Origin of the sequence: Streptomyces sp. NPDC057445, from assembly GCF_042802855.1 — a bacterium.
GTDB lineage: Bacteria > Actinomycetota > Actinomycetes > Streptomycetales > Streptomycetaceae > Streptomyces.
The window spans coordinates 227,350-248,369 of the sequence record NZ_JBHVDH010000001.1 but is presented as its reverse complement, the minus strand read 5'-3'; the positions used below and the strand labels follow the sequence as shown (position 1 = coordinate 248,369).

The 21,020-nt window shown below is 70.2% G+C and carries 18 protein-coding genes and 2 pseudogenes; 10 read left to right on the top strand and 10 right to left on the bottom strand.

The window, feature by feature from the left end:
• The first annotated feature begins 135 nt into the window (after positions 1–135).
• The 5 genes from ACFU5O_RS01075 (at position 136) to ACFU5O_RS01055 (ending at position 4,438) form a co-directional block, all read left to right on the top strand.
• Positions 136–1,194 carry a helix-turn-helix domain-containing protein gene (locus tag ACFU5O_RS01075; RefSeq protein WP_384234810.1) on the top strand — a complete coding sequence of 353 codons (1,059 nt, stop codon included), beginning with the start codon at positions 136–138 and terminating at the stop codon, positions 1,192–1,194.
• Positions 1,195–1,345: 151 nt separating this feature from the next.
• A complete protein-coding gene (locus ACFU5O_RS01070; RefSeq protein ID WP_384234807.1) occupies positions 1,346–1,867 on the top strand; it encodes an RICIN domain-containing protein in 522 nt (173 codons plus the stop codon).
• Positions 1,868–1,961: 94 nt separating this feature from the next.
• Positions 1,962–2,480: an RICIN domain-containing protein gene (locus tag ACFU5O_RS01065; RefSeq protein WP_384234804.1), complete on the top strand. Its 519-nt coding sequence runs from the start codon at positions 1,962–1,964 to the stop codon at positions 2,478–2,480.
• Between the two features lie 251 nt (positions 2,481–2,731).
• Complete coding sequence (locus ACFU5O_RS01060) at positions 2,732–3,637, top strand: NAD(P)-dependent oxidoreductase (protein WP_384234802.1); 906 nt, start codon at positions 2,732–2,734, stop codon at positions 3,635–3,637.
• Between the two features lie 60 nt (positions 3,638–3,697).
• Positions 3,698–4,438, top strand: a complete 741-nt coding sequence (locus ACFU5O_RS01055) for a YoaK family protein (RefSeq protein WP_384234799.1) — start codon at positions 3,698–3,700, stop codon at positions 4,436–4,438.
• Positions 4,439–4,549: 111 nt separating this feature from the next.
• On the opposite strand, the gene ACFU5O_RS01050 is transcribed toward ACFU5O_RS01055, so the two are convergent.
• From ACFU5O_RS01050 to ACFU5O_RS01040, 3 genes and pseudogenes are all read right to left on the bottom strand, one after another.
• Complete coding sequence (locus ACFU5O_RS01050; protein ID WP_384234797.1) at positions 4,550–5,140, bottom strand: DUF421 domain-containing protein; 591 nt, start codon at positions 5,138–5,140, stop codon at positions 4,550–4,552.
• Positions 5,141–5,288: 148 nt separating this feature from the next.
• The gene (locus tag ACFU5O_RS01045) at positions 5,289–6,845 is read right to left on the bottom strand and encodes an MFS transporter (RefSeq protein ID WP_384234794.1); all 1,557 of its coding nucleotides are present in this window, start codon (positions 6,843–6,845) and stop codon (positions 5,289–5,291) included.
• A 214-nt stretch (positions 6,846–7,059) separates the two neighbouring features.
• A pseudogene (locus ACFU5O_RS01040) lies at positions 7,060–7,381 on the bottom strand (hypothetical protein); the annotation flags it as partial.
• 136 nt (positions 7,382–7,517) lie between these two features.
• On the opposite strand from ACFU5O_RS01040, the gene ACFU5O_RS01035 reads away from it, so the two are divergent.
• Together ACFU5O_RS01035 and ACFU5O_RS01030 are read left to right on the top strand one after the other, a co-directional pair.
• Positions 7,518–9,149 (top strand): alkaline phosphatase D family protein, encoded by a 1,632-nt coding sequence (locus ACFU5O_RS01035; RefSeq protein WP_384234792.1) that lies wholly within the window; start codon positions 7,518–7,520, stop codon positions 9,147–9,149.
• A 237-nt stretch (positions 9,150–9,386) separates the two neighbouring features.
• Positions 9,387–10,733, top strand: a complete 1,347-nt coding sequence (locus ACFU5O_RS01030) for a multidrug effflux MFS transporter (RefSeq protein ID WP_384234790.1) — start codon at positions 9,387–9,389, stop codon at positions 10,731–10,733.
• Here ACFU5O_RS01030 and ACFU5O_RS01025 read toward each other — a convergent pair.
• On the bottom strand, positions 10,715–12,022 hold the full coding sequence (locus ACFU5O_RS01025) for a hypothetical protein (protein WP_384234787.1): 1,308 nt from the start codon (positions 12,020–12,022) through the stop codon (positions 10,715–10,717). The two genes, ACFU5O_RS01030 and ACFU5O_RS01025, sit on opposite strands and share 19 nt — an antisense overlap.
• 197 nt (positions 12,023–12,219) lie before the next feature.
• On the opposite strand from ACFU5O_RS01025, the gene ACFU5O_RS01020 reads away from it, so the two are divergent.
• The gene (locus ACFU5O_RS01020; protein WP_384234785.1) at positions 12,220–13,215 is read left to right on the top strand and encodes a small ribosomal subunit Rsm22 family protein; all 996 of its coding nucleotides are present in this window, start codon (positions 12,220–12,222) and stop codon (positions 13,213–13,215) included.
• 337 nt (positions 13,216–13,552) lie between these two features.
• On the opposite strand, the gene ddaH is transcribed toward ACFU5O_RS01020, so the two are convergent.
• Positions 13,553–14,422 carry a dimethylargininase gene (gene ddaH, locus ACFU5O_RS01015; protein ID WP_384234783.1) on the bottom strand — a complete coding sequence of 290 codons (870 nt, stop codon included), beginning with the start codon at positions 14,420–14,422 and terminating at the stop codon, positions 13,553–13,555.
• 123 nt (positions 14,423–14,545) lie between these two features.
• On the opposite strand from ddaH, the gene ACFU5O_RS01010 reads away from it, so the two are divergent.
• Complete coding sequence (locus tag ACFU5O_RS01010) at positions 14,546–15,151, top strand: TetR/AcrR family transcriptional regulator (RefSeq protein WP_384234780.1); 606 nt, start codon at positions 14,546–14,548, stop codon at positions 15,149–15,151.
• Between the two features lie 159 nt (positions 15,152–15,310).
• Positions 15,311–16,099 carry a bifunctional DNA primase/polymerase gene (locus tag ACFU5O_RS01005; RefSeq protein ID WP_384234778.1) on the top strand — a complete coding sequence of 263 codons (789 nt, stop codon included), beginning with the start codon at positions 15,311–15,313 and terminating at the stop codon, positions 16,097–16,099.
• Between the two features lie 169 nt (positions 16,100–16,268).
• Here the strand turns inward: ACFU5O_RS01005 and ACFU5O_RS01000 are convergent, their stop codons facing one another.
• The 5 genes and pseudogenes from ACFU5O_RS01000 to ACFU5O_RS00980 all read right to left on the bottom strand — a co-directional run.
• Positions 16,269–17,249, bottom strand: coding sequence for a hypothetical protein (locus tag ACFU5O_RS01000; protein WP_384236330.1), 981 nt, complete (start codon positions 17,247–17,249; stop codon positions 16,269–16,271).
• Positions 17,137–18,102 carry an iron uptake transporter permease EfeU gene (gene efeU / locus ACFU5O_RS00995; RefSeq protein ID WP_384234776.1) on the bottom strand — a complete coding sequence of 322 codons (966 nt, stop codon included), beginning with the start codon at positions 18,100–18,102 and terminating at the stop codon, positions 17,137–17,139. The genes ACFU5O_RS01000 and efeU overlap by 113 nt, the downstream gene beginning before the upstream one ends.
• A 19-nt stretch (positions 18,103–18,121) precedes the next feature.
• Positions 18,122–19,390, bottom strand: a complete 1,269-nt coding sequence (gene efeB, locus ACFU5O_RS00990; RefSeq protein WP_384234774.1) for an iron uptake transporter deferrochelatase/peroxidase subunit — start codon at positions 19,388–19,390, stop codon at positions 18,122–18,124.
• Between the two features lie 19 nt (positions 19,391–19,409).
• Positions 19,410–20,558 (bottom strand): iron uptake system protein EfeO, encoded by a 1,149-nt coding sequence (gene efeO / locus ACFU5O_RS00985; RefSeq protein ID WP_384234772.1) that lies wholly within the window; start codon positions 20,556–20,558, stop codon positions 19,410–19,412.
• A gap of 54 nt (positions 20,559–20,612) precedes the next feature.
• Positions 20,613–20,979: pseudogene (locus tag ACFU5O_RS00980) on the bottom strand (hypothetical protein); the annotation flags it as partial.
• Positions 20,980–21,020: the final 41 nt, after the last annotated feature.

The following is a 21,020-nucleotide window of genomic DNA, read 5'->3' as shown; positions in this document are numbered from 1 at the left end:
GGCTCCCCGCCCGCGGCGTGACCCTCCGGAAGGATGTGTCTGATAATTGATCACGTGGCGGTGGGGGCGGAGCACGGCCGTGCGACAACCGGTAATGGGCTGGTTCGCTGCCACGTCCAAGGTGTGGGGGATCGCATGGGATTGCCGGTTGCGTCGGATGCTGTCGTGGCGTGTGAGGACAGGTTCGATTGGTTCTGCGAGACAGTGTCCAGCGAAGTGATGCCTGTCATGCTCAGCACCCGGCATACGGCCGACTTCCGCGCGAGTGTCACGGACCTTGATCTCGGCGTGGTGCGGTTGTCCGCCATGGCTTGCTCACCGGTGCTCTCGCGCCGCACCTCGGCCCACGTCCGGCGTGGCGATCCCGAGCACTTGCAGCTGGCGCTCATCACGCAAGGTGCTTTCAGGATCTCTCAGCGGGGCAGCGAATCGGTGGTCGCGGGGGGACTCGTGCTCACGGACACCTCACGACCGAGTGAGGGGGCCTGCACGGGCGGGCAGGTCGAGACGGTCGTGCTGCAGATTCCCCGTCCGGCCCTGGCGCTGCGCCCGGACCGGGTGGACCGTCTCCTCGCACAGAGCTTGGCCGCGGACGTGGGGTCAGGGGCAATCCTCGCCGACTTCCTGAAAACGCTGCTCGCACACGGCCCGCGCTGTCGCCCCCAGGAGCTGCGCGGGATGGGGTCCGTCGCCCTCGAACTGGCAACCGCGTGTCTCGCGCAGCAGCTCGGTGACCCTGGCGAGGCGCCTGCCGAGGCCCGTGCGCAGGAGACACTGCAGCGGATCTACCGCTTCATCGAGAACAACCTCGGTGACCCGGGCCTGACTCCTCAGGTGATCGCTGATCGGCACAACATGTCCCTGCGGGGTCTCTACGCCCTTTTCGGCGACCAGCAGCTGAGCGTCGCGGCGCATATCCGCCAAAGCCGGCTGGAGCGCGCCCACGCCGACCTCGCACGCGGGGAACTGAGCGGTCAGCCCGTTCAAGCGATCGCGGCTCGCTGGGGCTTCTCCAGCGCCACCGCGTTCAGCCGGGCATTCCGCGAAGCCTACGGGATCACCCCTACAGAACACCGTGCGTTCTCCCTGGTCACCCCACGGCACGCAGAGCACAGAAACCCTGCACGTCACGCACACCACCGCGCGCCGCTCGGGCCTAGATTCACTGCTGCTGAAGGCACCGCCTCGACGTGAGCGCAGCCACGGGGGCGTGTACCCGGTCCGGTGACTGATACGCCATGGCAGTTACGGCCTGCAACAGCCGCGTCTCGGTGCCCTCTCGTGCCCCGGCGAGGGGGCATCTTGTCCCCTCCAGAGAGCAAGACGTTCAAAAGGAATGTGCAGAATGAAGAAGACGGCCAGAACCATCGCGTCATTTGCGGCGGTGTTCCTCGCGCTCATGATGGTCAACACAACGTCTGCCCAGGCGTACATCCACGCCACGGGCAGCCTCATCAACTACCCCAGCAACGGCGTCAAGTGCGCCACCCCCGAAGGCAACAGCACTGCCAACGGAACCGTTCTCACCTTCTGGGACTGCACAGGCAGCAGCATGCAGAAGTGGTACTGGGAGGATGGGTTCGTCAGGCACCTGCCCAGCGGCAAGTGCATGACCCCCCGAGGCAACGCGTACGCCACGAATGGTGCCGTGCTGACTCTGTGGGACTGCGGTAGTTACCGCAACGAGGCTCAGACTTTCACCGTCGGCGACAGGCTGAACCTGCGGACGAACACGTACACCACCTACGGCAACAAGTGCATCACCGGCTACGGGAACGGCACCTCCAACGGCACCTACATGACCCTCTGGTCCTGCTCCAGCTCCGTGCCCGCCACGCAGAACTGGGGCATGTACGAGAACGGCTGACGGCCAGGCGTACAACGCAGCACCCGGTCGGGAACCATGACTCTGCCGTGCTCGACACGCAGAGTCGAAACTTAGCTTGATCTAGGTGGGGGAAATGCTACTCAAGAGAATTCTCAGCGTCGCCGCAATGGCATTGGCTCCGCTCGCGATGTCGAGCTCTCCTGCCAGCGCCGACATTAACGATCCCTACGGGGCGGTGCGGCATCCCAGTTACAAGTGTCTGACCCCTAAGGGTAACGCTACGAGTAATGGGACCGTCATCACCGTCTGGACCTGTACGGGTGCGGACGGCAGGGGGGACTGGCTTCAGATGTGGCGGTGGACCTCCTCTGGGGAGCTTATTCACCGAGCCAGTGGCAAGTGCCTGACGCCTAAGGGCAACAGTGCGGAAAATGGAGCGGAACTTACTCTGTGGACCTGCACCGGAAGCCCGGTGCAGAGGTGGAAGTACTATGAGAGCTCCTCCACCGGGATCAAGGGAATCCGTGGGGCCGACAGCTGGAAATTTGTTACGCCGTCAGGGGCCAACGTCGCTAACGGTGTTCATATCACTCAGTGGGACTGGATGGAGCACGGCTCACAGAACTGGTATTACTCGGATGTGTCCGTCTAGCGCCTCGTTCTTCTTGCTGACTGCCCCTCTTGCTGACTGCCCCTCTTTTTGATGGCGGCTGAGCAGACGAGGCCGCGCTTCCCGGTTCCGTGGCGACGGCCCGGCCCCGACTGGGCCGGGCCGTCGCTGCCCACGCTGCTCAAGCGGGCGGTCATCCCGCTGCCCCGGCCGGTACTCGATCGATTATCGACCTGCTGCTCGTGAAGGCGCTGCGTTGCCTTGCCAGGAAAGACTCGGCTTGCTGGTGGAACATGGGTAAGGGGAAACACGCAAAGGGGTTCTCCATGGCTCAGACTTCCACCGTCGCCGTTCTCGGAGCGGGCGCCCTGGGCGCCGCGATGGCAAGGCGGCTCGGAGACACCGGCCACGAGGTGCGGCTGTGGAACCGTACGGAGGAGAGAGCCCGTGCGGTGGCGGACGACGCGGCCGGGGTCACGGCAGTGGGCGCGGTGGGCGATGCGGTCACCGGCGCGTCCGTCGTCCTCACTGTGCTCCGTGACGGCGACGCGGTCGCGGAGGTCATGTCGGACGCCTTCGACCGGCTCGACAGAGGTGCCGTATGGGTGCAGGCAAGCACGGTAGGGCCACGGAGCGCCGGCGCCCTGGCCGGTCTGGCTCGTGATCATGGTGTCGCCTACCTCGACGCACCGGTTTCGGGAAGTACCGCTCCCGCTCGGCAGGGCAAGCTTGTCTGGCTGGCGGCCGGCACCGACGACGCCCTTGAGCGGGCGCGATCCGTGCTCGACGATCTCGGCTCGTCCGTGCTGCATGTCGGGACGGGGACCGAGGGCAGCGCCGTCAAGCTTGCGGTCAACGCCTGGATGGCTGCCTCGACGGTCGCCATGAGCGATGTCCTTGCGCTGTGCGACGCTCTGGGTGTCGACCACGCGACGTTCGTCCGGGTGCTCGAGGCCGGCCCGCTCGCCATGCCGTACGAGCTGCAGAAAGTAGGCCTCATGGACAACGCCACCTACGCGCCCGGATTCGCGGTGCAACTCGCCCTGAAAGACATCGACCTGGCCGCGGCGGCCGCCGCCCCCAGTCCGCTGCTCCGAGTTGTCCGGGACCGTCTGGAGGCAACCGTCGAAGCCGGCCACGACAATGACGACCTCGCCGCCGTCGACTACCTGAGGAATCCGCCGCCGTCGACTACCTGAGGAATCCGCCGCCGTAGGCCGCCTGCGGGCCGTCGTTCGCCGAGGCCAGGAAGGCGCCTCATGCGCAATCTGCTGACCGATGCCGTGCATACGCTCGTCCCGCCGCGGGAGGATCCTCACGGCCCGCTACCACCGCTGATGCTCACACTCACGGTCGTGACAGGGCTGGTCGACGCGGTGAGCTATCTGGGACTCGGCCACGTCTTCGTCGCCAACATGACCGGCAACGTCGTGTTCCTCGGGTTCGCACTGGCCGGAGCCCAGGGGCTGTCGGCCCCCGCGTCCGTCACCGCCCTCGGCGCCTTCCTCGTCGGTGCGCTCGCCGGAGGACGGCTGCACGTCCGGCTGGGCACGCATCGTGGTCGGCTGCTCGCCGTCGCCACCGGGTCACAGGTGCTGCTCGTGGCCGTGACGGTGGTCGTGGCCGCGGCCACCGACAACAAGGTGACTTCAGCTGTCCAGTACGTGCTCATCGTGCTCCTCGCACTGGGCATGGGCGTGCAGAACGCGGTCGCCCGGCGCCTCGGCGTCCCCGATCTCACCACGACCGTCCTCACCCTGACCCTCACCGGACTCGCCGCCGACTCCAGGGCGGCCGGCGGCGCAGGACCGCGGCCCGGCCGTCGCGTCCTGTCCGTTCTGGCGATGTTTCTCGGTGCCCTCATCGGTGGCCTTCTCCTCCTGCACGTCGGCCTCTCCACAGCTCTGGGCCTGGCACTGCTCCTGCTCGTCGTCACCGCTGTGTTCACCCGTCGGCTCTCGGCTTCCGACGCCGCATGGACCCGGCCTCCCACGTCGTGACCGGCGAACGCGAGCAGACACGGAGACTGCGGCGACCTTTGATTCCAGGTGCTCTCGTCGAGGAGGTTCACCGCTCGGTGCCGGGCGGTGGCACCAGGGAAAGGGAGTTCGTCAGGATGGCCCTGCGTCCGAGCTGGATCCGGGCCCGGGGTGTGCGAGTTGCTGCCGCAGGGCGGCGATCTCCGCCTGCAGCGCGGCGACGTCGTTCTTGTCGGCGGCCTGGTCGCCCTTGCGCAGGCCGACCAGCAACGAGCCGCTCGGCTCCAGGCTGACCGTGGTGGTCTCGGAGACATCGTCGCCGCCCTGCCGTTTCACCGCGACATCCAGGTCCGCGCGGCTCAGCCCGCTGCGCCTGATCGCGGTGGGCAGCCACTGCCCGTCGCGCGCGAGAACGACGGGCGATCCCTCGAGCAAGCGGCCGAGCCGGCTGGACAGAGAGGCTGCCCGGACCATGACTGTGTTCACCGCGAGCAGCACGGCAGCCGCGAAGGCGGCGCCGGCCACGGAATCGTCGGGTCCGATGATGGCGTTCTGCACCACGTTGGCCAGCAACAGCATGACCACCAGGTCAAAGGTGTTGAGTTGAGCGATCTCCCGTTTCCCACCCCATCGGAGCAGCACCAGGATCACCAGATAGACCAGCACGGTGCGCACCGCCTTCTCGCCGTACGAGATGCCCACATTCATCAGGTCGTCCCACATCGCGCCTCCCGCGCCTCTTTCGCTCCGCCGACCTGCTCATCGGCAGTCGGCCCCCGCTCTCTTGACCGGCCATCAGAAACGGTCGGGCAACTGCGGCGTGAGCCCGGCCGAGGAGCCCGCCGCGCGAACGTGTCCGGTCCGACCACTCTCAGCTGTGGGTGGCATGGCAGTGGCTGTGGGCGACTTCGGGTCGGCACGGGGGTGCTGTTGTGCCGCGGTCGGTACGCCACTCGATCAGTGCGATGCCCAACGCCGTGAAGATGGCGGCGATGCCGACGCCGACGGACGCTGCCACGGCCTGCCGGTAGTCGTCCCCGCTCGAGGCCAGCACCAGGTAGTACGTGCCGGGCAGTGCGGCCGTCCCCACTGCCCCGCCCAGGCGCTGTCCGGTCTGCAGCGCGCCGCCTGCGGCGCCCGCCATCCGCACCGGAACGTCCCGCAGCGTCATCGTCACGTTCGGGGAGATGACGAAGCCACTGCCGATACCGCCCACGAGGAGCGCGGGAGCAGCGGCCCAGACGGCGACCGATGACGGGGCGAACCTCAGCAGCAGGGCCGCCGCGCCGAGCCCGACGACGACGCCGACCAGGCCGAGCACGGTCAGCAGTCTGCCCATCCGCTCCACGAGCCGCCCGGCTACGACGGCCGCTCCCGCGGAGCCCACCGCGAACGGTGTCACGGCCAGTCCGGACTGCAGCGGTGAATAGCCCAGGCCGTTCTGGAAGAACAGTGCGAGCACGATCCACACACCGCTGAAGCCCATGAAGTAGAGCGTCGCCAGGGCGGCACCGGTGGCGTAGCCGCGTGTTTCGGTGATCAGCCGTGGATGCAGCAGGGGTTCGCCGCCGTGGGCTGCGACTCGGCGCTCCCACAGCACGAAGCCGACCAACAGCAGTGCCCCTACCGGGAAGAGCCACCACAGACGGCGGACGCCGCCGGAGTCGGCCAGGACCAACGGCAGCATGACTGCCAGGACACCGCAGCCGAGCAGGGCGACGCCCGACAGATCCAGGTGTCCCTTCTTGCCCGGGGCGACGCGGGGCAGCAGCCGATAGCCGAGCACGAGCGCCACGGCACCGACGGGAACGTTGACGAAGAAGATCCAGCGCCAGCCCTGGGGTCCGGTGGCCAAGGCGAGGATGATGCCTCCGGTGATCGGACCGACCGCACTGGAGATACCGACGGTGGCGCCGAACAAGCCGAAGGCACGACCACGCTCGGCTCCGGTGAACATCTGCTGGATCAGCGCGGAATTCTGAGGAGCGAGGCAGCCGGCGGCGATTCCTTGTGCCATGCGGGCGATGACGAGCAGGGTGATCGTCGGGGCCGCCCCCGCCGCGATACTGCACAGGACGAACGCCGCGAGCGCTCCGAGGAAGATCCGGCGTCGGCCGATCGCGTCGCCGAGACGTCCGGCCACCACCAGCGCAAGCGCGAACGTCAGCGCATACCCGGACACCACCCATTGCACCGAGGCCGGGGAGGCGCCCAGATCCCTTTGCATCGAGGGCAGCGCGACCGCGACGATCGTCACATCGAGCAGGATCATGAAGCCCGCCACCAGGGTGACCCACAAGGCACGCCACCGGCTCGGATCCGGCCGGCCTGCTGACGCCGCCGTGCCTGGTCGTCGCCTACTCGGTCCCACGAGGGCTCCTGTCGACGGTTCACGGCCCGGTGTCCGCGCACACCACAGGCCGGACATGGCGTGAATGAGTACTTCGTAGCTCTGTGATGTGACAAACGATGTGAGTCGCCATTTTATGCGACATGGTCCCATTAGCCGGGTTGAGCTGTGGTCGTCACGCGGTGGTCGCAGAGCCAGGACCGGTGGACGGCGACGCGCGCGGCCGTCGGTACGGCCATGGCCACTGACGCACCGCCGGCCGATCTGTGGGCCGATCAACAAGGCCCCCGGTCGTCATCTCGGTCAGCACGTTGCCGATGTCGATCCGGCCGATGTCTATCCGGCCGCAGGCGATCCGGTAGGGGCGCCCGTCCAGGGACAGGGACTTCGTCGGGCCGGTCCTGGCGTGAGGCCACGCCGGGCATCACGGGGGCGCTCGGGGCGGCCCTCGCGCTCGCCGCCGACGTGGCGAGCGCGGCCCTCTCTCCCGGAGCATCCGCCCGCCGGCCGGCCGGCGTCACCGACCGGCCCGCGGCCGCCAGGGCCGGCGCGACACTCCGGCCCACACCGGAACCCGCTCCGGTGATCACGTCACTTCTACGCTCTGCCTTCATGGGGCCGCCGCAACGTACGGCAGGTGCGCGAACCCGGATCTCATCCGTCCGACACGCGAATGTTGTGTACCCGACAGCAGAGGGACTTCGCCCCCCGCTCCAATGCGACTGACAACAGCCGTAAGGGGAGGGGTACATGACACCCGCACACCATCATTCGGCAGAGTTCCGGGCGGCCGCCCGTCACGTGGGCCGCCGTCGATTCCTCACCGTCACCGGCGCCGCCGCCGCCCTCGCGTTCGCCGCCGGCCTCCCGGCCTCCGGCACCGCGAGCGCGGCCGAACTCGACGCGAAGAAGCTCGCGCAGGACCCGTTCACCCTCGGTGTGGCCTCAGGAGACCCGATGCCCGGGTCCGTACTGCTGTGGACCCGGCTCGCGCCCCGCCCGTACGAACCCGGCAGCGGAATGCCGAAGGCCCGTGTACAGGTCCGGTGGGAGCTCGCCCACGACGCCCGCTTCACCCGCGTCGCCAGACGCGGAAACACGACCGCACACCCCGAGTTCGACCACAGCGTCCACGTCGACGTCACCGGCCTCGACGCGGACCGCGTCTACTACTACCGCTTCCGCGCCGGCCCATGGATCAGCCCCACCGGCCGCACCCGCACCGCGCCCCGCCCCGGTGCCCGGATCTCCGGGCTGAAGCTCGCCGCCGTGTCCTGCCAGGCGTACCACGACGGCTACTTCACCGCGTACAGGCATCTCGCCGACGAAGACCTCGACGTCGTCTTCCACCTGGGCGACTACCTCTACGAGTACGCGGTCAACGCCGTCGGCGGCGCCCGCAACTACACCGACCGGCGCCTGCCCGCGCACTTCAACCGCGAGACCGTCACCCTCGAGGACTACCGGCTGCGCTACGCGCTCTACCGCAGCGACGCCGACCTGGCCGCCGCGCACGCCGCGCACCCCTTCGTCGTCACCTGGGACGACCACGAGACCGAGAACAACTACGCAGGCGACACCCCCGAGAACGACGTCCCGCCGGAGGAGTTCCTGCTCCGCCGTGCCGCCGCCTACCGCGCGTACTGGGAGAACCAGCCGCTGCGCAGGCCCCAGCAGCCCCAAGGCCCGGACATGCGGCTCTACCGCCGTCTCCGCTTCGGCCGCCTCGCCCAGTTCGACATCCTCGACACCCGCCAGTACCGCTCCGACCAGGCCTACGGCGACGGCTGGCAGAAGCCCGGGCCCGAGTCCGAGGATCCGGCCCGCACCATGACCGGCGCGGCCCAGGAGCGCTGGCTGCTCGACGGCTGGAAAGCGTCGGACGCCCTCTGGAACGTCGTTCCGCAGCAGGTCACCTTCGCCCGGCGGCGCGATGTCCCGCGCCCCGACTTCAGACTCTCCATGGACGCCTGGGACGGCTACCCCGCCTCCCGCGAGCGGATCCTCGACGGCGCCGAGGCCGCGGGCATCGACAACCTCGTCGTTCTCACCGGTGATGTGCACGTCGGCTACGCCTTCGACCTGAAGAAGGACTTCGACGACCCGGCCTCCCGCACCGTCGGCACCGAGTTCGTCGCCACCTCCATAGCCAGTGGCAAGGACGGTGCCGACAAGCCGGCCAACTGGGACAACCTCACCAAGGCCAACCCCCACCTCAAGTTCTACAACGGCCGCCGCGGCTATGTGACGGTCGCACTCACCACCGAGCAGGCACGGGCCGACTTCCGGACCGTGTCCGCGGTCACGACCCCCGGCGCGCCCGTCACCACCGCCGCGTCCTTCGTCACCGAGGTGGGCAACCCCGGCCTTCGGCCCGCGTAGCAGCCACACCCCGGCGCGTCTGCCGGGGAGGGGAACAGACGGGCGCCCGATGCGGTCCCCTACCGCGTCGGGCGCCCGTGTCACCACCGTGGCCGTACCGTGTCCGGGGCCGTGTCCGGGCCGGGGCCGGTACCGGAGCCGACCTGCCCTGCCCTGCCCCCAGCGACGGACAGAAAGTTCTCGACCTTCCCGGGGGAGCTGAGAACATGGGGGCGGACCCACGGACAGGAGCTGTTGATGCCGGAGAGCGGCCGGACCACACAAGAAGATCCCTCATCCGTCGAACCGGCCCCGGCCCCTGTCGCCACCGCGCGCCGGGCCGGTCTCCTCGTCACCCTCGTGCTCGGCGGACTCACCGCGCTGCCGCCGCTCTCCATGGACATGTACCTCCCGGCGCTCCCCGAGGTCACCGGATCCCTGCGCGCACCCGCGGCGACCGTCCAGCTCACGCTCACCGCCTGCCTCGCCGGCATGGCACTCGGCCAGCTCGTCGTCGGCCCGATGAGCGACAAGTGGGGCCGCCGCCGCCCGCTGCTCGCCGGCATGGTCGTGTACGTCATCGCCACGGCGGTCTGCGCCCTCGCGCCGAGCGTCGAACTGCTCATCGCCTTCCGGCTGCTCCAGGGCCTCGCGGGCGCAGCAGGCATAGTCATCGCCCGCGCGGTCGTACGCGATCTGTACGACGGCGAGGAGATGGCCCGGTTCTTCTCCACCCTGATGCTGATCTCCGGCACCGCCCCGATCATCGCGCCGCTCATAGGCGGCCAGATACTCCGGGTGACGCAATGGCGCGGTGTCTTCCATGTACTGGCCGGGGTCGGGCTGCTGCTCACCCTCGTCACATGGAAGTGGCTGCACGAGACCCTGCCGGAGGAGGGACGGCACGGCGGGGGCGTCGGTCAGGCCCTGCGCACCATGCGCGGGCTCCTCGCCGACCGCGTCTTCACCGGCTACATGCTGGCCGGATCCCTCGCCTTCGCCGCGCTGTTCGCCTACATCTCCGCCTCACCGTTCGTCGTCCAGGAGATCTACGGCGCCTCGCCGCAGACCTTCAGCCTGCTCTTCGGACTCAACTCGATCGGCCTGGTCGCGGCCGGCCAGATCAACGGCAAGGTGCTCGTCGGCCGGGTCAGCCTCGACAAGGTGCTCGGCTCTGGCCTCGCCCTGATCACCGTCGCCGCGATGGCACTGCTGCTCATGACCTCCGGCGTCTTCGGGGACGTCGGGCTCGGGCCGGTCGCCGCGGGACTTTTCGTGCTGATGTCCGCCATGGGTCTCGCGCTCCCCAACACCAATGCCCAGGCCCTGATGCGCACCCCGCACGCGGCGGGTTCGGCGTCCGCCCTGCTCGGGACGTCCTCGTTCCTGATAGGGGCGATCGCCTCCCCGCTCGTCGGGATCGCGGGGGAGGCGACCGCGGTGCCGATGGCCGTGGTGCAGCTCGTGTGCGCGGTGGGCGCGCTGGCGTGCTTCGCGGGGCTGTGCCGCCCGTGGCGCGCCGGGGCGGGGGCCAACGGGGCCGGGGCCGCGGGGCCCGAGGCCGGCTCGGCCACCGGCCCGGCGGATCATTCGGCGCGTACGTAGCCGATCAGATGCAGCCGGTCCTTCGTGTCCGTCCAGCGGAACAGCCCGACCCCTGACACCTCGGTGCCCGGCAGGCGCGCGTTGAGCGACAGCGCCTCCGGCAGGCCCGTCGCCAGGTCGACCTCGTACGGGGTGCCACTGCCCGCCAGCGCCTCCGCCGCGCCGCGGGTGTTCGTCGCCCCGTACGCGAGGCCTTCGTCGGTCACCGTCGTCAGCGTCAGCGGTCCCGTGCCGTCCGCCTCCTCGAAACAGTGCCCGGCGCGCTTCTCCAGGTCGAAGGCGAGATTCCCGGCGACCAGATAGCGGCCCTCGGGGGAGACGACCGCCTGCGGATACTCACCCGGCTCGATCGCCGGCTTGTGGCACTCGGCCGAGACCAGCGCCTTTCCGGTCGCCGCGTCGTGCACCGCCCAGATGTCGTGCGTGGCGGCACGCTTGGTCTTCCTCGCCTTCTGCCAGCGGACGAGCACCTGGCCGGAAGTGAGGGACGTCGGTACGCCGGAGGCCCGGTCGGCACCGGCCGGTGCGACGTTCCGGCTGAACCAGCCGCCCCGTACCCAGAACTCCCGGGCACCGCTGACCAGCAGACCCTTCGCGGTCAGCCCGCGCACCTCGGTCAGCCGACCGCAGGTCGCGCAGCCCTTGGGCGCGCGCAGGTCCTTCGGCGCCACCGTGGTCACCTCGCCGCTCACCGGGTCGACGACGGCGCTGCGCGCCCCGCCGTCGCCGATGACGATGCCGGGGCCGCTGCCGGAGACGGTCGGTGCGGAGGGCCAGGGCACCTCGACCCGCTGACGCGCGCCGTCGAGGGCGGCGTAGATGTCGAGCGAGACGAAGGTGCCGGAGGGGGTGTCCTGCCGTGTCTTCCCGAACGACCAGGTCACGAAGAACTGCCGCTCGTCCTTGGTGACGGACAGCAGCCGCGGGAAGGTCTCGGGACCGGCGAGCGCGGACCAGGGCTCGCCCGACCAGCCCGGCTTCCCGGTCGCCGCGTCGAGGGTGCGCAGCCGGAATCGGGCGTCCCCGGCCCGCACCACGTAGGCGATCAGACCGGTCTCGCGGGCGATGGCGTAATCGGGAGAGGTGTCCGGGAGCTCCCAGCCCTTGGCGGTGTCGTACGCGGCGGGAACGGTGAGGGTCGTGGCGGGGCCGGCGCTCTTCTTCACCGGCTTCTTCGGCCTGCCGCCGTTGCCGTCCTTGCCCCCGCCGCCGCAGGTGGCCAGCAGGAGCAGCAGAGCCAGTACGGTCACTCCGGCCACCAGGGCCATGCGCACGACCCTCTGTCTCATGGTCCCCCCGATGAGCACTGCCTCGGTCAACGGCCGTCAGGGTAGCAACTGCCGTCCTGCGCACAGGGGTTCGGTGGCCATCCGCCCGCAGGTGGAATGAGGCCCAGGACGTCGGTGACCGACGGCAACGCGGCGAGGTACGGCGCCAGGGCACGCGAGCCCGGCAAGGTCCGGACGAGAGGCCCTAGAATTCGCCGGTGAACGCCACTCCTTCCGCCTCCCTCTCCGCAGCCCTCGCCGGCCTCCTCGACGGTCTGCCGCAGGGCCGTGTCGCCCAGGCCGTGGACCGGCTGATCGCCAGCTACCGGGGGACCACGCCGACGGATGCGCCGGTGCTGCGGGACCGGGCGGATGTCGCCGCGTACGCCGCGTACCGGATGCCCGCGACCTTCGAGGCGGTACGGTCCGCTCTCGCGGCGTTCCGGGCGGCGGCGCCCTCGTGGGCGCCCGCCACGCACACCGACATCGGCGGCGGTACGGGCGCGGCGAGCTGGGCCGTCGCCGACGCCTGGCCCGGGGGCGGCCGTCGCACCACCGTGCTGGACTGGGCGGAGCCCGCGCTGGCCCTGGGGCGGGAGCTGGCGGCGTCCTCGGATTCTCCCGCGCTGCGCGGTGCGGAGTGGCGGCGGGGCAGGATCGGCGCGGCGATGAAGCTGGAGCCGGTGGATCTGATCACGGTCTCGTACGTCCTGAAGGAGCTCACGCCCGCCGACCGTGCCGAGGTCGTCCAGCAGGCCGCGGCGGCGGGGCAGGCGGTCCTGATCGTCGAGCCGGGTACCCCTGACGGGTACGACCGCATCATCGAGGCGCGCGACCGACTGCTCGCGGCGGGCCTCGAGGTCGCGGCCCCCTGCCCGCACAGCGCGGCCTGCCCGATCGTCCCGGGCACGGACTGGTGCCACTTCGCGGCGCGCGTCAGCCGCTCGTCACTGCACCGGCAGGTGAAGGGCGGCTCACTGGCCTACGAGGACGAGAAGTTCAGCTACGTCGCCGCCACGCGCTTCCCGGCCGGCCCGGCCGCATCCCGGGTGGTGCGCAAGCCCCAGATCCGCAAGGGCCAGGTCCTCCTCGACCTCTGCTCCCGCGACGAGTCCCTCCACCGCACCACGGTCACCAAACGCCACGGCGACCTCTATCGCGCGGCGCGCGACACAACGTGGGGCGCCGATTGGCCCCCCGAGCCCGGCCCCTGATCCGCGCCGCGCCGCCGTCTCTTCAGCCCGCTGCGGGCTGCGCGTGCGATGGGCGGCGCGTCTTCTACCCGTCCGGGGCCCACTGGTGATGGGCGGCGCGTCTCCGCCTGTCCGGGGCCCACTGGCGATGGGCGGCGCGTCTTCTACCCGTCCGGGGCCCACTGGTGATGGGCGGCGCGTCTCCGCCTGTCCGGGGGCTCACCGGTGGTGGGCGGCGCGTCTTCAGCCTGTCCGGGGCTTGAGGACGGACACCCCGGCCCCACCTCCACGCGGGCGGTATCCCGCCGTGCCCCCACAAGGGTGCGGGGGCACCCCCGTGCCCCCGTACCCCGCGAACTCAGGGGCGTAGCTCCTGCGTACAGCACTTCACGCTGCCGCCGCCCTTCAGCAGCTCCCCGAGGTCCACCCCGACCGGCTCGAAGCCTCGCGCCCGCAGATCTCCGAAGAGCCCCACCGCCGCCTGCGGGAGCAGCACATGACGGCCGTCGCTCACCGCGTTGAGCCCCAGCGCGGCCGCATCCGCCTCGCGGGCGATGAGGGCGTCGGGGAAGAGGCGGGCGAGGACCGCCCGGCTGCCCGGCGAGAACGCGCCGGGGTAGTACATGACCTCGTCCGTCTCGTCGTCGAGGACGGACAGTGCCGTGTCGAGGTGGTAGTAGCGCGGGTCCACCAGCTCCAGCCCGATCACCGGCCGGCCGAAGAACTCCTGCGCCTCGTCGTGCGACAGCGGACTCGACCGGAAGCCCCGCCCCGCCAGCACATACGTCGAGGTCACCGCGAAGTCGCCCTCGCCCTCGTTGATGTGCGCGGGCTCATGGATCTCGGTGAAACCGTGCGCCCGGAACCACTCGAGGTGCGCCTCGGCCTCGGCCTCGCGCTCCCGGTGGGCGAAGCGCGCGCCGAGGACCCGCCCGTCCACCACGGTCGCGCCGTTCGCGGCGAACACCATGTCGGGCAGATCGGGCCGCGGTTCCAGAAGTTCCACCGTGTGGCCGAGCGCACGGTAGCGGTCGCGCAGGGTCTCCCACTGGGCGAGCGCCAGCCGCAGATCCACGGGTTTCCGGGGGTCCATCCAGGGGTTGATGGAGTACGTCACCTCGAAGTGCGCGGGTGGGCACATCAGGTAGCGGCGGGATCTAGCGTCACGAGGCAATGCGGGCTCCTCACGAACGGCAGAGCAGCGACGCACGGTTGTGCGTGCAGCCATGGTGGGCACCATGGTGCGCTGTAGGAAGCGGTCGCGCAGTGATCCGAACGGGTGGTTCATCACATGTACGTCCTCGCTGGCGAGACGATACGTATCGTCACGCCGCCTGGTAGATTCAATACTATGGCAGCGACCAAGGCCCCCGACGCATCCCGCCGCAGCGAGCGCTCCCGCCGCGCCATCTACGACGCCGCCCTCGCCCTCGTCGGCGAGGTCGGCTACGCGAAGACCACCATCGAGGGCATCGCCGCCCGCGCAGGCGTCGGCAAGCAGACCATCTACCGCTGGTGGCCGTCCAAGGCGGCGGTGCTCCTCGAAGCCTTTCTCGACCTCGGCGAGCAGGCCGCGCAGGGGGAGACGGGGATTCCCGACACCGGTGACCTGGAGACCGACCTCAAGCTCGTCCTCCGCGCCACGGTGGACGAGCTGAACTCGCCGCCCTACGACGCCCCCTCCCGCGCCCTCACCGCAGAAGGCATCGTCGACGCCGAACTCGGCGCCCATTTCGTCGAGAAGCTCATCGAACCCCAGCTCCAGCTGTACGTCCGCAGACTCGGCGCCGCCCAGGAAGCCGGCCACGTCCGCCCCGGAATCGACCTGCGGACCGCCCTGGAGCTCTTCACCGGGCCCCTCGCCCACCGCTGGCTGCTGCGCACCCTCCCGCTCACCCACGAGTACGCGGACAAGATCGTCGAGTACGCCCTGTACGGCCTCGCCCCCCGCGACTGAGCCCGGCCCGCGACCGGGCCCCGCCCTCTGCCTGAGGTCCCGCTTCCGCGGCCGGCCCGGTCCGTCGCCACCCGATCGGGGGGTGCGGCCACCCCGCGCGCCCGGTGGTGGGACGATGGCGGGGACCGCCGGGGGCGAATCAGGGGTGTGAGGGGATCGATGGGCGACGGTATCGGCCGCTACGGCGGCACGGAAGGCAGGATGTCCTGGGAGAACCGGCTGCCGCAGTGGCTGCGCAGGCGCCCCCGCGAGGACGCCGCCGCCGCACGGTCCGACCGCCCGGCCCTCCTGCTGGCCACCGCCGCCGCGGGACTGCCGCTCGCGCCCGCCGCCCACCCGGTCGCGTTCAGTTGTTCCTGCGAGCGCATCGGCTGTCCCACGCCCGCCCGGCACCCCGTCTCCTTCGCCTGGCAGACCCAGTCCACGAACGACCGCGAGACGGTCGAGCGCTGGGCGAACGACCAGCCGGAGGCGAACTTCATCACGGCCACCGGCATGGTCCATGACGTTCTCGACGTACCGCTGGAGGCGGGGCGCGCGGCCCTGGGGCGGCTGCTCGCGGAAGGCATCGACGTGGGGCCGGTCGCCGAGTCCGGAGGTCTCCCCACGCCGCAGGGCGGAGGGGGCGAGGGGCGGATGCTCTTCTTCACCGCCACCCGCGGCACGCCGGAGGACGAGGACGAGTGGTGGCCCTGTGAGCTGGACTGCCATCCCGAGACCATGGACGAGCATCCGGGTCTGCGCTGGCACAGCCGGGGCAGCTACGTACTCGTGCCACCCGCGCGGCTCCCGGACGACCGCACCGTCGACTGGGTCCGTGGCCCCGAGCATCCGCTGCCGGATCCGCTGACCCTGCTCGAGGCTCTCGCCGACGCCTGCGCGAAATACGCCGAAGCGGCGGACGAGCACGGTGACCGCCACTCGGTGGCCTGGCCCCTGCACCACTGACGGCCCGCGCGTACGGCACCTGCCCGGAGGCACGTCCACGGCCGGTGGGCCGGTGGGCCGGTGGGCCCGTGTGCGACCGCCCGCGGGCCGGCGTCGCGGCGCGCCGCCCGCGGCAGCACGGCCGGCCAGGCGCCGGACCTGAGGCCCGGCTGCGGCGGCAACGCCCGTCCTACGAACCCGTCGCCGACGTGACGCCCTGCAGCCGTCCCACGACCGTCACCGCGGGCCCCGACCCGCCGCGCGGTGCCACGCGCACCGCCTGGCTCGACATCCACTCCTTCGTCAGGGTGCTCTTCACCTGGCCGGTCATCAGCGCCTTCACGTCCGCGCCGACCTTCGGCCGATAGCCCTGCGCCGCCGTCTGCCGGTCGAAGTAGCGCATCGCGAAGAACACCAGCGCCCCACCGTCGTCCGTGACCAGCCCGAGCGGTGCGAAGTCCCCGGTGTCCAGCGGCTGGTCCACGTACTGCGTGGAGAGGCCCGGCCGTCGCTCGTTCTGCTTGCGCAGGTCGCGCCATTCGCTCGTGTGCGCGCCGTCGGCGAAGTGCTCCGGCTTGCCGCTCTGCAGGTACGAGGCGTACTCCTCGCTCAGATCGCGCGGAGCGACGGCCGTCGTCGCCGCGTCCGGAGCCACCGGCTCCGCCCAGCCGTCCTTGTCCGTGCGGAACTTCGGCATCTCGTCGGGTGTCAGGATGGCCAGATACGCGGCCTCCCACAACTGGTCGTTCCCGTTCCTGACGAACATGACCAGCCAGCGGGAGTCCTGCCCGCCACTGTCGACGTCGCGGTTGCTGTCGGTGTCCGCGAGGAAGAAGCGCGGCCAGCCCGCCTTCTTCGGCACGTAGAACTTCGCGTCCGTCAGCTCGAGCGGCCGGTGCTGCGGGTTGCCGCCCGGCGTCGTGACGTGGCGTGCCCTCAGGCCCGCCTGGTTTATGGCGCCGAGCGCGCCCGTGACCCGGCCCGCGTCGAGGGCCGGGTCGTACGCCTTGTCCGCCTTGTTGTACGCGTCGGTGAAGTCCTTCAGGGCCTGCGCGGCCTCAGTCCTCGTCGCCGCCGGTACGACTTCCAGCTCGCCGTGAACCGTCACGCACCCGCTCGCCGTCAGCGACAGCACCGTCACCGCCGCGAGCCCCGTCGCCGCCCGACCCAGCCTGCTCATCGGTTGCCTTCTGCTCCTCGACCCGCACTGACCGTCCGAACCCTACCGGGGCGAGGAAGAGCGCAAGTACCGGTACCAGATACAGGGCCCACACCGTGACCTGGAGGACGGTCGGATCGGGCTGGAAGTTGAACACGCCCTTCAGCACGGTGCCGTACCAACTGTCCGGCGGAACGGTGCTGCTGATGTCGAACGCCTTGTCCCCGAGGCCGCCCAGGAACCGGGCCTCCTGCAGGTCATGGACGCCGTACGCGAGCACACCGGCGGCCACGACGACCAGCATCCCGCCGGTCCAGGTGAAGAACTTCGCGAGATTGATCCTCAGCGCGCCCCGGTAGAACAGCCAGCCGAGCACGACCGCCGTCGCGATACCGAGCAGCACACCGGTCAGCGGCGCCGACGAGGCGCTGTCACCCGTGGCCGCGCGGACCGACGCCCACACGAACAGAGCCGTCTCCAGGCCCTCCCGGCCCACCGCGAGGAACGCCGTCGCGACGAGCGCCGCCTTACCCATCTGCAGCGCCGCGTCCAGCTTGGCGCCGAGCTCCGCCTTCAGATGCCGCGCGGTGCGCCGCATCCAGAAGACCATCCAGGTGACCAGACCGACGGCGACGATCGACAGCGAACCGCCGAGCAGCTCCTGCGCCTCGAACGTCAGCTCCTGCGAGCCGAATTCGAGTGCCGCGCCGAACGCGAGCGACACCCCGCAGGCCACCGCGATGCCGATCCAGATCGGCTTCAGGGCGTCCCTGCGGTCGGTCTTGACGAGATACGCCACGAGGATGCAGACGACCAGGCTGGCCTCCAGGCCCTCGCGCAGGCCGATCAGATAGTTACCGAACACGTCCGTCTCCCTCCGCCCGTCACGAGAACAGCGCCCGGCCCCACCAGTCGTCCTTGTCACGGACGCCCTGCGGAACCGCGAACAGCGCGGAACCCACGTGCTGGATGTACTCGTTCAGGTCGTCCGTCGCGAGATTCCGCTGCACCGGAATGAACCCCTTGGCGACGTCCCGCTGGTAGGCGAGGAAGAACAGGCCGGCGTCGAGCCTGCCCAGTCCGTCCGTGCCGTCCGTGAAGGAGTAGCCGCGGCGCAGCAGCTTCGCGCCGCCGGTGGAGTCGGGATGGGCCAAACGGACGTGCGAGGTCGGCAGCATGGCGGGCAGGAACGGTTCGTCGCGTTCCTTCGCCTTGCCGACGGGCGCGCCCTCGCCCTTGTCGCGGCCGAAGATGTCCTCCTGCTCCTGCAGGGGCGTGCGGTCCCAGGCCTCGATGTTCATCCGGATGCGTCGTGCCACCAGGTACGACCCACCGGCCATCCAGGCCGGACCGTCCTTCTCGGTCACCCACACGTGCTTGTCGAGGGCCGCCTTGTCGGTGCCCGAGACGTTCCGGGTGCCGTCCTTGAAGCCCATCATGTTGCGCGGCGTCTGTTCCTCGGGCGTCGTCGAGGACGTCTTGCCGAAGCCGAGCTGCGACCAGCGCACCGCGACCTTGCCGAAGCCGATACGGGCGAGGTTGCGGATGGCGTGCACGGCGACCTGCGGATCGTCGGAGCACGCCTGCACGCACAGATCGCCCCCGCTGCGGGCCGGATCGAGGTTGTCGTGGGCGAACTTGGGCAGTTCGACCAGGGCCGCCGGCCTGCGCTCCTTCAGACCGAAGCGGTCGTCGAACAGCGAGGGGCCGAAGCCGATGGTGAGCGTCAGCCGGGACGGCTTCAGCCCGAGCGCCTCTCCCGTGTCGTCCGGCGGGGCCTCGGCGAGACCGCCGTACGCGCCCTCGCCGACCGCGAGCCCCGCGGTCATCCGCTCGGCAGCCCTGGTCCAGTCCTTCAGCATCTGGACCAGTTCCGCACGGTCCTTGGTCTTCACGTCGAACGACGCGAAGTGGAGCCGGTCCTGCACCGCGGTCGCGATGCCTGCCTGGTTATTGCCGTGGAACGGCACCGCGGCACCGCTCATGGCGGCGGGGACGGTCTCGTCCCCTGAGCGGGTCATGGCCGCGGCACCGCCGGCCGCGGCGGCGCCGAGCGCGAGCCCGGCACCTCCCCAGCCGAGCAGGGTGCGCCGCGAAGGAGCCGCCTGGTCCGTGGACTCTTCCGAAGTCTCTTCCGAAGTCTCTTCCGACATGGCCGATCCCCCCTGCCTGCTACTTCACGACCGCGGCGGCCAGCTTGGACAGCGGCTCCGCGAGGGCGTTGACACCGTCCGACAGCTCCTTGCGCTGCGGCGCGGTGACCTTGTCGTACGAGGTGAAGACGTAGGTGTTCTTGTCCGCGCGGTACTTGTCGAGCAGCGTGTTCATCGCCGCGAACTGCTTGTCCAGCTCGGCGACCAGCTTCGGGTCGTTCTTGGCGGCGACCGTCTTCAGCAGCTCGAACGACTTCTGCGCACCCTCGACGTTCGCCTTGAAGTCGACCAGGTCGGTGTGGGAGTAACGCTCCTCCTCACCCGTGACCTTGCCGGTGGCGACCTCGTCGAGGAGCTCCTTGGCACCGTTGGCCATCGAGGTCGGCGAGATCTCGGCGGTGCCGACGCGCTTCGCCCAGTCCGCCAGGTCCTTGTCGAGGGTGTCGGCGAACGCCTTCTCCTCGGCACCGAGCTTCTTGTCCTGCCACAGCGCCTTCTCCAGGCGGTGCCAGCCGGTCCACTGCTCGCCCTTCGCGAGGTCGGCCACGCCGTCCTCGCGGAGGTCGACCTTCGGGTCGATGTCACCGAAGGACTCGGCGACCGGCTCGGTGCGCTCCCAGCCGATACGGGAGTCGGCGTAGGCCTTCTTGGCGGCCTCGATGTCGCCGGCGCGCACGGCGTCGGTGAACACCTTCACCTTGGGCAGCGTTTCGTCGGCCTGCTGCTGGACGTACGTGCGGAACTCGGCGACCGCCTTGTCCATCTCGGGGGACCGCTTGGCGATCTTGCCGCCGGTCACCTTCACCGGCCGTCGGATGCCGTCGCCCTTCATACCGGGCTTGCAGACGATCTCGTAGTCGCCGGCCTTCACCTCGGCGGTGAGCTTCGCCTTGGTGCCGGGGCCGATGTTCTCACGCTCGGCGACGATCCGGTCGTCCGGGAAGAGGATGTAGACCTCGGTGACCTTGTTGCCCTTGTTGTCGATGTCCAACTGGACGTGCCCGGCCGGGAACTCCTTCTTGGACACCTCGCAGGAGTCGTCCTTCGCGGTGACGGCGAGGGCGCCGTCGCCACCCTTGGCGTCGCTTTTCTCGGCGCAGCCCGTGACGGCGGTGAGAGCGGTCACGGCAGCCACGGCGGTGACGACGGAGAGACGGACGGGTCGCATACAGGCTCCACGAGTGGGCGGGACGAGGTGGGACGGGGGTGAGGCGGACCTAACTTAACGGAGGCTTACCTGACCGGAACACCCGCGTCCAGTGATTCGCCTCTCACGATCGGGGAGCGGAAACAGCCCGGTCACGGGAAGACCATGGCCGCCCCTCGAGACGGTCAAGTACAGGTCAAATCGATCGTTCCGAGTCGCGTCCGGGCACGACGGCGGTGCCCCCGTCCGCGGATGCGGCAGCGCCTCGACCGGCTGCCGGTACACCTCGCTGAGCACCCGGTCCGTGTACGCCGCGGCGAGACCGAGGTCATGCAGCACGACCAGCAACGACCACCACGGCGTCGCCCGCCGACGCACGTCGTCGGCAGACCCGCAGCACCAGCTCCTGGTGGCGCAGGTCCAGCGCGGCGGTCGGCTCGTCACGGACGCCGGGTGCGGGCCCTGCCGTTTCGCTGCGACCGG

Excerpts from the sequence above, each read along its gene's own strand:
- ACFU5O_RS01075 (WP_384234810.1), top strand. The coding sequence starts at position 136 with ATGGGATTGCCGGTTGCGTCGGATGCTGTCGTGGCGTGTGAGGACAGG.
- ACFU5O_RS01070 (WP_384234807.1), top strand. The coding sequence starts at position 1,346 with ATGAAGAAGACGGCCAGAACCATCGCGTCATTTGCGGCGGTGTTCCTC.
- ACFU5O_RS01065 (WP_384234804.1), top strand. The coding sequence starts at position 1,962 with ATGCTACTCAAGAGAATTCTCAGCGTCGCCGCAATGGCATTGGCTCCG.
- ACFU5O_RS01060 (WP_384234802.1), top strand. The coding sequence starts at position 2,732 with ATGGGTAAGGGGAAACACGCAAAGGGGTTCTCCATGGCTCAGACTTCC.
- ACFU5O_RS01055 (WP_384234799.1), top strand. The coding sequence starts at position 3,698 with ATGCGCAATCTGCTGACCGATGCCGTGCATACGCTCGTCCCGCCGCGG.
- ACFU5O_RS01050 (WP_384234797.1), bottom strand. The coding sequence starts at position 5,140 with ATGTGGGACGACCTGATGAATGTGGGCATCTCGTACGGCGAGAAGGCG.
- ACFU5O_RS01045 (WP_384234794.1), bottom strand. The coding sequence starts at position 6,845 with ATGTCCGGCCTGTGGTGTGCGCGGACACCGGGCCGTGAACCGTCGACA.
- ACFU5O_RS01035 (WP_384234792.1), top strand. The coding sequence starts at position 7,518 with ATGACACCCGCACACCATCATTCGGCAGAGTTCCGGGCGGCCGCCCGT.
- ACFU5O_RS01030 (WP_384234790.1), top strand. The coding sequence starts at position 9,387 with ATGCCGGAGAGCGGCCGGACCACACAAGAAGATCCCTCATCCGTCGAA.
- ACFU5O_RS01025 (WP_384234787.1), bottom strand. The coding sequence starts at position 12,022 with ATGAGACAGAGGGTCGTGCGCATGGCCCTGGTGGCCGGAGTGACCGTA.
- ddaH (WP_384234783.1), bottom strand. The coding sequence starts at position 14,422 with ATGGCTGCACGCACAACCGTGCGTCGCTGCTCTGCCGTTCGTGAGGAG.
- ACFU5O_RS01010 (WP_384234780.1), top strand. The coding sequence starts at position 14,546 with ATGGCAGCGACCAAGGCCCCCGACGCATCCCGCCGCAGCGAGCGCTCC.
- ACFU5O_RS01005 (WP_384234778.1), top strand. The coding sequence starts at position 15,311 with ATGGGCGACGGTATCGGCCGCTACGGCGGCACGGAAGGCAGGATGTCC.
- efeB (WP_384234774.1), bottom strand. The coding sequence starts at position 19,390 with ATGTCGGAAGAGACTTCGGAAGAGACTTCGGAAGAGTCCACGGACCAG.
- efeO (WP_384234772.1), bottom strand. The coding sequence starts at position 20,558 with ATGCGACCCGTCCGTCTCTCCGTCGTCACCGCCGTGGCTGCCGTGACC.